General features: G+C 42.1%; 6 protein-coding genes and 1 pseudogene. 4 read left to right on the top strand and 3 right to left on the bottom strand.

Annotation, left to right across the window (positions count from 1 at the left end):
- Nucleotides 1–1,621, bottom strand: a 1,621-nt coding sequence (leuS, locus tag B4F91_RS14350) for a leucine--tRNA ligase (protein ID WP_288635917.1), incomplete at its 3' end; no start/stop codon positions are given.
- Between the two features lie 174 nt (nucleotides 1,622–1,795).
- Between leuS and B4F91_RS14345 the strand changes: the two genes are divergently transcribed.
- The 3 genes from B4F91_RS14345 to B4F91_RS14335 all read left to right on the top strand — a co-directional run bounded on the left by B4F91_RS14345 (nucleotide 1,796) and on the right by B4F91_RS14335 (nucleotide 5,232).
- On the top strand, nucleotides 1,796–2,254 hold the full coding sequence (locus tag B4F91_RS14345; RefSeq protein WP_004585924.1) for a zinc ribbon-containing protein: 459 nt from the start codon (nucleotides 1,796–1,798) through the stop codon (nucleotides 2,252–2,254).
- A 77-nt stretch (nucleotides 2,255–2,331) separates the two neighbouring features.
- A complete protein-coding gene (locus B4F91_RS14340; RefSeq protein ID WP_286939049.1) occupies nucleotides 2,332–4,755 on the top strand; it encodes a Lon protease family protein in 2,424 nt (807 codons plus the stop codon).
- Nucleotides 4,756–5,232, top strand: coding sequence for an FKBP-type peptidyl-prolyl cis-trans isomerase (locus B4F91_RS14335; protein ID WP_029772177.1), 477 nt, complete (start codon nucleotides 4,756–4,758; stop codon nucleotides 5,230–5,232). It begins immediately after the preceding gene.
- 165 nt (nucleotides 5,233–5,397) lie between these two features.
- Here B4F91_RS14335 and B4F91_RS14330 read toward each other — a convergent pair whose 3' ends face one another.
- Entirely contained in the window at nucleotides 5,398–5,850 is a 453-nt protein-coding gene (locus B4F91_RS14330) for a DUF302 domain-containing protein (RefSeq protein WP_286939047.1), read from the bottom strand.
- A gap of 454 nt (nucleotides 5,851–6,304) precedes the next feature.
- Here B4F91_RS14330 and B4F91_RS14325 point away from each other — a divergent pair, with 454 nt between their 5' ends.
- Entirely contained in the window at nucleotides 6,305–8,440 is a 2,136-nt protein-coding gene (locus tag B4F91_RS14325; protein ID WP_286939046.1) for a TonB-dependent siderophore receptor, read from the top strand.
- 29 nt (nucleotides 8,441–8,469) lie between these two features.
- Here B4F91_RS14325 and B4F91_RS14320 read toward each other — a convergent pair.
- A pseudogene (locus tag B4F91_RS14320) lies at nucleotides 8,470–8,829 on the bottom strand (mechanosensitive ion channel family protein); the annotation flags it as partial.
- Nucleotides 8,830–8,927: the final 98 nt, after the last annotated feature.

The raw sequence follows: 8,927 nt of genomic DNA, 5'->3' as shown, positions 1-8,927 counted from the left end.
GTAAATGTAAAATTGCGTGTTCAATACCACCTATGTATTGGTTTACAGGTAACCAATAGTTAGCGGCTGCTGGGTCTAACATGCCCTCGTCGTAACGTGGGCTACAGTAACGTGCGTAATACCAAGACGATTCCATAAAAGTATCGAAGGTGTCAGTTTCGTGAGTAGCAGGTACGCCGTTTACCGTTGCTTTTGCCCATTCTGGGTCTGCTTTGATTGGCGAAGTAACGCCATTCATAACTACATCTTCTGGTAAACGTACTGGCAGCATTTCTTCGGTGGCGGCTAATTCGTTACCGTTTTCGTCGCTCAGCATTGGGATTGGTGAACCCCAGTAACGCTGGCGGCTAACACCCCAATCACGTAAGCGGAAGTTAACTTTACGCTCACCCACACCCAGTGCTTCTAGTTTGTCGGCAATAGCGTTAAATGCGCCTTCAAAATCAAGGCCATCAAATTCGCCAGAATTAACTAACACGCCTTTTTCAGTGAATGCTTCTTCTTTTAAATTTACTTCAAGCTCTGAGCCTTCAACCGGTGCAATTACTTGTTTTATGTCTAGGCCGTATGCTGTGGCAAATTCATAGTCGCGTTGGTCGTGTGCAGGTACTGCCATCACCGCGCCTGAGCCGTAATGCATTAATACAAAGTTAGCAACCCAAATTGGAACTTGCTCGCCCGTTAATGGGTGAGTCGCGTAAAAGCCTGTTGCAATGCCTTTTTTCTCCATAGTGGCCATGTCTGCTTCGGCAACTTTGGTGTTTTTGCATTCTTCAACAAACATTGCAATTGCATCGCTGTTTTTAGCGGCTTCTTGCGCAATAGGGTGGCCACCGGCAACGGCTAGGTAAGTTACACCCATAAATGTATCTGGACGTGTAGTGTATACGCTAAACTTTTCGTTGTTGTCGGTACGCGTAAACTCAATGTCTAACCCTTCAGAGCGACCAATCCAGTTGCGCTGCATGGTTTTAACTTGCTCAGGCCAGTCTTCTAACTTGTCTAAGTCGTCTAAAAGCTCTTGTGCGTAGTCAGTAATTTTAATAAACCACTGTGGAATTTCTTTTTGCTCAACCACTGCACCAGAGCGCCATCCGCGGCCATCTATAACTTGCTCGTTAGCAAGTACAGTTTGATCAACTGGATCCCAGTTAACCGTTGACATTTTTTTGTACACTAAGCCTTTTTCGTACAGCTTAGTGAAAAACCATTGTTCCCATTTGTAGTATTCTGGGTGACACGTGGCTATTTCACGATCCCAGTCGTAACCAAAGCCTAATTGCTTAAGTTGGTTACGCATGTAATCAATGTTTTCGTATGTCCACTTAGCTGGCGCTGTTTTGTTTTTGATAGCGGCGTTTTCTGCAGGTAAACCAAACGCATCCCAACCCATTGGTTGCATTACGTTTTTGCCTTGCAGGCGCTGGAAACGAGAAACAACATCACCAATGGTGTAATTACGCACATGACCCATATGCAGTCGGCCACTTGGATACGGGAACATAGAAAGACAGTAATACTTTTCTTTGCTCTCATCTTCGGTGACTTTAAATACCTGGTTTTCTTCCCAGTAACTTTGGACTTTTGACTCTATGTCTTGCGGGTTATATTGCTCTTGCATCTATGATTCCAGACTTCTTGCAAACTAATAAAAAATTGCCGATAGGATACCCCAAATAAAAGCCTAATCACAGCGTATAAGCACGGTTTTGTTAAAATCTCACTTTCAGTGCAGGTTAACCTATACTTATCTATGTTAAAGGCCAACACGCCCTTGATTTTGATGGAGTATAAAATGGCAGATTATAAAACATGGCTTAGCGATTTAACTAATTGGCTAAAAGATGTAAAAGATCACGAAGTAAAAGATGCAATGACCCGATTTGTTGAATCTGAGCAAGCACTTAAAGACCTAGGCAAAGAAAAATACGGACTCTATAAAAGTTATTTGCAGCGCGACATAGAACACGTTCAGGAAAATGAATCGCACTATAATTCGCTTGCATGGCAAGAGCTTAAAGAGTCGTTATGGTATGAGCTTTCACACATAGAGGACAAAACCCAGCTTGAATGGCAGTCCCTTAGCCAAGATTTTAAGCACAATGGGATGTATCACGCAGGCGAATGGATAGCCATGGGCACATTAGTATGTAAGAATTGCACCCATAGTTTTGATATTTATCACGCTACACAAATTACACCGTGCATTGAATGTGATGGTATTTATTTTAGCCGTAAGGCATTACAACCCTAAATATATGTATTAAGTGGCTTGTAGGCCACTTAATACGCCCAAAGCCAGCGAGTATGTTGGTACAAAAAGAAGTTAGAATGACGAAAAAACTGCTGCCATTATCTGTTTCACAGCTCGCACCGAGCATTTCTACTAATCACGTTAGCACGTGTATGAGCAATCCATACCCAGAGCAACTTACCTTTATCGGCCAACAACGCGCCCAAAGTGCTCTCGACTTTTCACTTGGGATGGAGCTGCCAGGCTACAATGTTTATGTAATGGGTGAGGCCGCGCATGGCCGATTTACACTCGTAAAAGACAAACTTAAACAGCACGCAAAAGATCGCCCCACACCTAACGAGTGGTTGTATGTTAATAATTACGACGACCACCGCGAGCCAATTGCGCTATTTATGCAAGCAGGGCAAAGCAAGCAGTTAAGTGACGACATAGACTCATTTTTAGATGAAGTACTCGACACCTTTCCGGCAGCGTTTGATAACCCAGCTTATCAACGCAAAAAAAAGTCAATCGAGAGCGAATTTAACGACGCTTACGACAGCGCTATTACCGCAGTAGAAGAAATGGCGCTTGAGCAAAGCGTAGCGCTAATAGAAGAGAAAAACGCCGTAGGTTTTGCGCCTTTAGTTGAAGGCAGGCAGTTAAGCGATAACGAATTTGCCGCCCTAGATGAAGAGCTTCGTGATGAGTTTTTTGAAAAAATAGAAAAACTAGAAGATGCCTTAATTGAAGCGCTGATTGAGCTGCCTCGCTGGAAACGCGAATCAAAAGAAAAACAGCGTAATCTAAAAAAGGCCACAGCCGAGCAAGCTACAAAGCCGCTATTAAAAGACTTAGAGCATAAATACGCTGCACATATTGGAGTGCTGCGCTACTTAAAAGATATTCGCGTAGAAATAATCGACGCAGTACTTGAATGGCTAGACGATGAAGATGAAAGCGAAGAAAGCAAAGAAGACTTTGACCGTAAAGGCATGCTTACCGACTTTTTTGCGCCTAACATTTTAGTTGAATTTAAAGAAGACGATGCCGCACCTGTGGTGTATGAGCCAAACCCAACCTTTGGCAATATATTTGGCAAAATTGAGTATTCAACATCGCAAGGCTCGCTTATAACCAGTTACCGCTCTATACAGCCTGGTGCATTGCACCGTGCAAATGGCGGTTACTTAATTATGGATGCCGAAAAAGTAATGGCCAACCCGCAAGTGTGGGATGGTTTAAAGCTTTCGCTTAAAACGCACCAAATTAAAAACGACCTACCGTATCAAGACAGCTCAGTAGGCAGCAGCTTTACACTGCGCCCGCAATTAATTCCTCTTGATGTAAAAATTATTTTATTAGGCTCGCGCGATTTGTATTACACCATAGGTGAGCACGATGAAGAATTTGCAGAGCTGTTTAGAGTACTTGCCGACTTTGATTACTATTTACCAAGTAGCGATAAGCTTCAGTACCAATTTATTACTAAAGTGAGTGAGTACTGCCAGCAAACGTTAAAGTGCACAACCACAGAGGCCGCCATGGTGCGGTTACTTAAATTTAGCTACCGCCAAGCAGAGCACCATAATAAATTATCGGCGCGCTTTGCCGATGTGCTTGAGCTGGTGGCTGAGGCCAGCTTTTACGCCAAGCAAGATAAGCAAACACTGATTGATGCGCATCATATTGATGAAGCCATTGAAGGTAAGCAGTACCGCACCGGCCAAATAAGCGAAAATATGCTAAGCGATATAAAAGAAGGCCACACGCTTATTGCCACACAAGGCCAAGCCATTGGTAAAGTAAACGGCTTAACAGTGCTGCACATTGGCGATACGTCATTTGGTACACCCGCGCGTATTACCGCCACCGTATACGCCGGCGCCGATGGTGTAATAGATGTTGAGCGTGAAGCCGAGCTAGGTAAAGCAATTCACTCAAAAGGTGTAATGCTACTTACCGGTTATTTAGGTAACAAATACGCCCAGCACTTTAGCTTAACACTAAGTGCTAACATAGCCATAGAGCAAAGCTACGGTTATATAGATGGTGATAGCGCCTCACTTGCTGAGTTATGTGCGCTTATATCGGCCATTACTAGTTTGTCTATTAGCCAGTCTATTGCCCTTACAGGCTCTATTAACCAACACGGTGATGTGCAAGCTATTGGCGGCGTAAACGAAAAAATAGAAGGCTTTTTTAAGCTGTGTAAAATGCGCGGCTTAACAGGCGAGCAGGGCGTTATTATTCCTAAATCGAACCAAGTTAACTTAGTACTTGATGATGAAATACTTGAAGCGGTTGAACGCGGTAAATTTAATATTTACGCAGTAGAAACTGTAGACCAAGCACTTAACTTATTAATGGATATTGATGCCGGCGATATTATTGACGGCGAATACCCAGAGGATTCTGTTAATGGTATTGCTTTAGCACGCTTAAAAGATATAGCCGACATAGTTAATGGCGATAGCGAAGAAGATAAAGAAGCCGCTGAAGATGAGGAAAAACACTAAATGATCAATATAATTTTAGCGGTAATCATCGCTATATTTTGTTTTTTAATTTTTCAAAATAGTAAAAAAGCAAAGCAACAAGCTGGCATTAACGCGCAAATTGAAGCCGACTACCTTGTCGCTAACGCAAAAGTTGAGGGCGTAATAGAAACCGCCTCAGGCTTGCAGTACAAAGTGCTGCACAAAGGTGAAAGCGAAAATACACCTAACCCTACTAGTAAAGTAAACGTGCATTACCACGGCACGTTAATAGATGGCACCGTATTTGACAGCTCAGTAGAGCGTAAAACGCCAATAAGCTTTGGTTTAAATCAAGTTATTAAAGGCTGGACCGAAGGCTTACAACTTATGAGCCCAGGCGATAAATACATATTTTATGTACCGCACCAATTAGCCTACGGCGAAAAGCGAGTAGGCAGTATTCCACCTGCATCACTGCTTATTTTTGAAGTAGAGCTTTTGGCTATTGAGTCTTAATACACGCGTAAAAAAGTGTTAATAACTTTATAAAAAAACCCGTTAGCTAACGGGTTTTTTATTGCGTGTTTTTTAAGTTTTTTAAGTTATTTAAGTTATTTAAGTTATTTAATATTAATACCAATTCGCTTAATTAAGTATTATTGCGGTTTGGTATAACTTTAATTATTTGGCCACTGTTGCCATAGAAAGCTTATTAAGCACCACAGCTATTTTATTAAGTACTTCTTCGCAGCCTTTTATATTGTGGCGTTCTTGCAAATAAGTGGGGCTGTTGTAGGTAAGCCAAACTTGGCCATTGTTGTCTTGAGATATATGTACTTTTTGCGGTAAGTCTATCGCCACACTTTGCTGACACTGCATTAACGGTGTGCCTACCTTTGGATTACCAAAAATAATCACTTCACTAGGGGCCAATTCCATATCAACATTTTGAGCGTTTTTTTGATGATCTACCCGTGCAAAAATGGTTATCCCTTTGTTACTGGCTATTTTTTCAAAACGGTTAGCCGTTTCTTGAACAGAATAATTACTTTGAAAACGTACTAAGCTGTCATTCGCACTCGCCACGGCCGTGACCGAGAGTAAAATAACCCCTAAAAATAGTCGGTTTAACATGGTTTGCTCCTCATAAAAAGGCTGATACCAATTCGCTTAATTAAGTGGTTTATTTTGATGCTAGAAAAACGTGTTTATAGCTAGGCAAAAAATTCGCTATTTAGTCGTTCTCGGCAATTGCTCCTGTATTGCGCTACCTTCTGCATCCATGCAGTCGTAAATGAGCATTTTTTTAACGCAAGTAGCGACACGTTTAGCCCCACAAAATGATTAAGTATAAATGCGAATTGCTATTATAAAGCGTATAAAAAATACACACTATCTGAGTTCTTTATTTGGTTCAACACTGCGCAAAGGGAATATGTATAAAACGTGAGCATAAAAGTCTTTAAGTACCTATTTTAGTTGCGATTAATTCGAAAAATAAGGATGAATATGAAATTATTTGCATTGCATATAGTAATGATAGTCGTTATCATTCGCGGCGTTTTATACACCTCTTTTCAGGATCAACATGTTTAACCAAAAATACTTGGCGCTTAGTATTGCTGCGTCTTTTTCTGCTTTTTCTAATGTGGCATTTGCCGAGCAAAATAAAGAAATTGAAACAATAGAAGTAACAGGTCGCGCTCAGCAGTTTTACCTAGAAACCGAAAGTAAAATTGGGACTAAAACGGATTTAGATCTTATTAAATTACCGCAATCTGCGCAGGTATTAACCGAGCAGCTTATTATTGACCAAGCCGCGCGCGATATTACCGATTTATACCGCTCAATAGCCGGAGTAAGTGAGTACAGTTATTCAGGCGTTACTTTTCGTGGATTTAGAGACGATGCCAATGTATTTTACGATGGCGTACGCGGCGACCCGTACTCGGGCTTTGGTGTACCCCAATTATTTAATGTAGCGCGTGTAGAAGTATTAAAAGGCCCAGCCTCTGCGTTATATGGTGGTGGTGAGCCAGGCGGTATGATCAACTATGTGACTAAAAAGCCAAGTTATACGCAAACTAAAGAGCTAAAACTAACGCTTGGCAATTACAACACACATGGTGCCTCACTTGATATGACCGGCGGTTTAACCGACACCATGGCATACAGAGTAGGTGGTTATTACGAAGAGCAAGACAGCTTTCGTAATAACGCAGATTCAAAAAACAATGAGTTTACCGCTGGTTTATTATTTGATTTAACCGATTCGACCACACTAACCACCACTGTTGATTACATTAAGCAAGACTTAGGCGGTAACCGTTTACGTGGTGTACCGGTAGATGACAACGGCAACTTTTTAGTTGACCCTAGTTACAACGCAAATGAAGCATTTGACTACCAAGACATGGAAGCGTTAGTGCTGCAAGCCGAGCTAAAGCATTACTTTAATGATGATTTTTCTGTAAGTAGCACACTGCGTTACATGGATAACGAACGTGACCAAGCCTACCATGAGTCGCAAAGCTGGGTAGATGTAAACGGCGATGGTGAAGCAAACATTGATGACGAAACCATTAAACGCGAATACCGAAAGCAATACCGCGCCAACGAAGAAACAAGCTTAACCACCGACTTTGTTTATAGCTTTGAGCAAGGCCAATTAGCACACCAAGTATTATTTGGTGGCGACTACCACATAGTCGATACCGAGTACGATTACTTACGCGCCCGTTATGAAGCGGACGGCGTGGCTAACTTAAACATATTTGACTTAAATTACGGCGAAATCGACCCAAGTACTTATAACCTTACCGACATGAACCGCGATGGTGTTGAAACCGACCGTTTTGGCGTATACGTACAAGATGTTGTAAGCATTAACGAGCAATGGACCGTGATTGCCGGCCTGCGTTACGACTATTTTAAAGAGCTAAATAAAGAAACCGGTTACAGTTACTCAGATAACGATGTAACACCGCGCGTGGCCGTTACATACCAACCTGTTGAAAATACCTCGCTATACATAAACTACTCAGAAAGCTTTAACCCAGCATCATCGGGTGACCAAGAAGATGTAGAAGGCGAGGGCAGCTTAACGCCAGAAACCGGTAAACAAACCGAAATTGGTATGAAAAACCAATGGCTAGATGGCAAAATTATGAGCACCTTTGCTATTTACCAAATTAATAAAGAAAACGTAGTAATGAGTAACCCCGACGACACGGGCGCGGGTGACGGCATTGCAGCACTTTTAAATATTGGTGAGGTAGAAAGCCGCGGATTTGAAACAACGCTGGTGGGCGATTTAACCGAGCACTGGACGCTAACCGCTAACTACGCCTACAACGATACACTAGTTATTGAAGGTGTGACCGGTGATACTATTTCAAGCACCTACGGTGATGGCTCTCGCTTTGCTAATGCGCCGCGCCACCAAGCAGGTTTATGGTCGCGTTTTGCGCTTGATAGCATCGACTCGTCTATAGCATTTGGCGCAAATTACGTAAGCGAGCAAATAAGCCAAGATGGCCAAAAAGTTAAACCCTTTACTGTATTTGATATGAGCTGGACTACGCGCTTTGACGATGTGGTATTAAGCGTAAATATTAATAATATATTTGATAAAGAATACGCAGTAAGTGGCTTTAGTGAGCGTAACGGTCACTTCCCGGGCAGCCCACGAGAAATAGTAGGCCAAGTAACCTATAAATTTTAAAGCAATTTAAGCGCGAGCTTATTTCGCGCTTATTTTTTATCGCTATTAAAATTAGCGGCTTCTTGCGCTGTGTTAATAGCTGTAATAGGGAAGGGGATCACAATACCTTCTTGGTTATAGCGTTTGTGTAGCGCTTTAATAAAAGCAGATTTAACCCAAAACCGATTAAAGTACTCTTTTGCGCGCAGCATTACGGTAAAATTAATGCTTGAGTTATCAAAGGTGTGATACACCACAAAGGTATTGTAATCATCAACCCCCCATTCATGGTCAATTAGTACTTGGCGCGCAACTTCTAGCGTTACTTGCTCTACAAATTCTAGGTCTGAGCTGTAGTGAACGCTTACATCAACAGGTACACTTAGTTCTTTTTCGGGGTAAAAGTAATTAGGGCGTGTTGAACTTTGCGGATTGAAATTTGTTCAATCTAGGGGCGATTAAATCGCGGCGCGAGGTTTGTAACCTAGTGGGCTAAGTAAAAACCGAG

The sequence above is a fragment of the Pseudoalteromonas sp. UBA6610 genome (assembly GCF_002433295.1).
In the GTDB taxonomy this organism is placed as follows: domain Bacteria; phylum Pseudomonadota; class Gammaproteobacteria; order Enterobacterales; family Alteromonadaceae; genus Pseudoalteromonas; species Pseudoalteromonas atlantica.
This window is presented reverse-complemented; position numbering and strand designations above follow the sequence as displayed.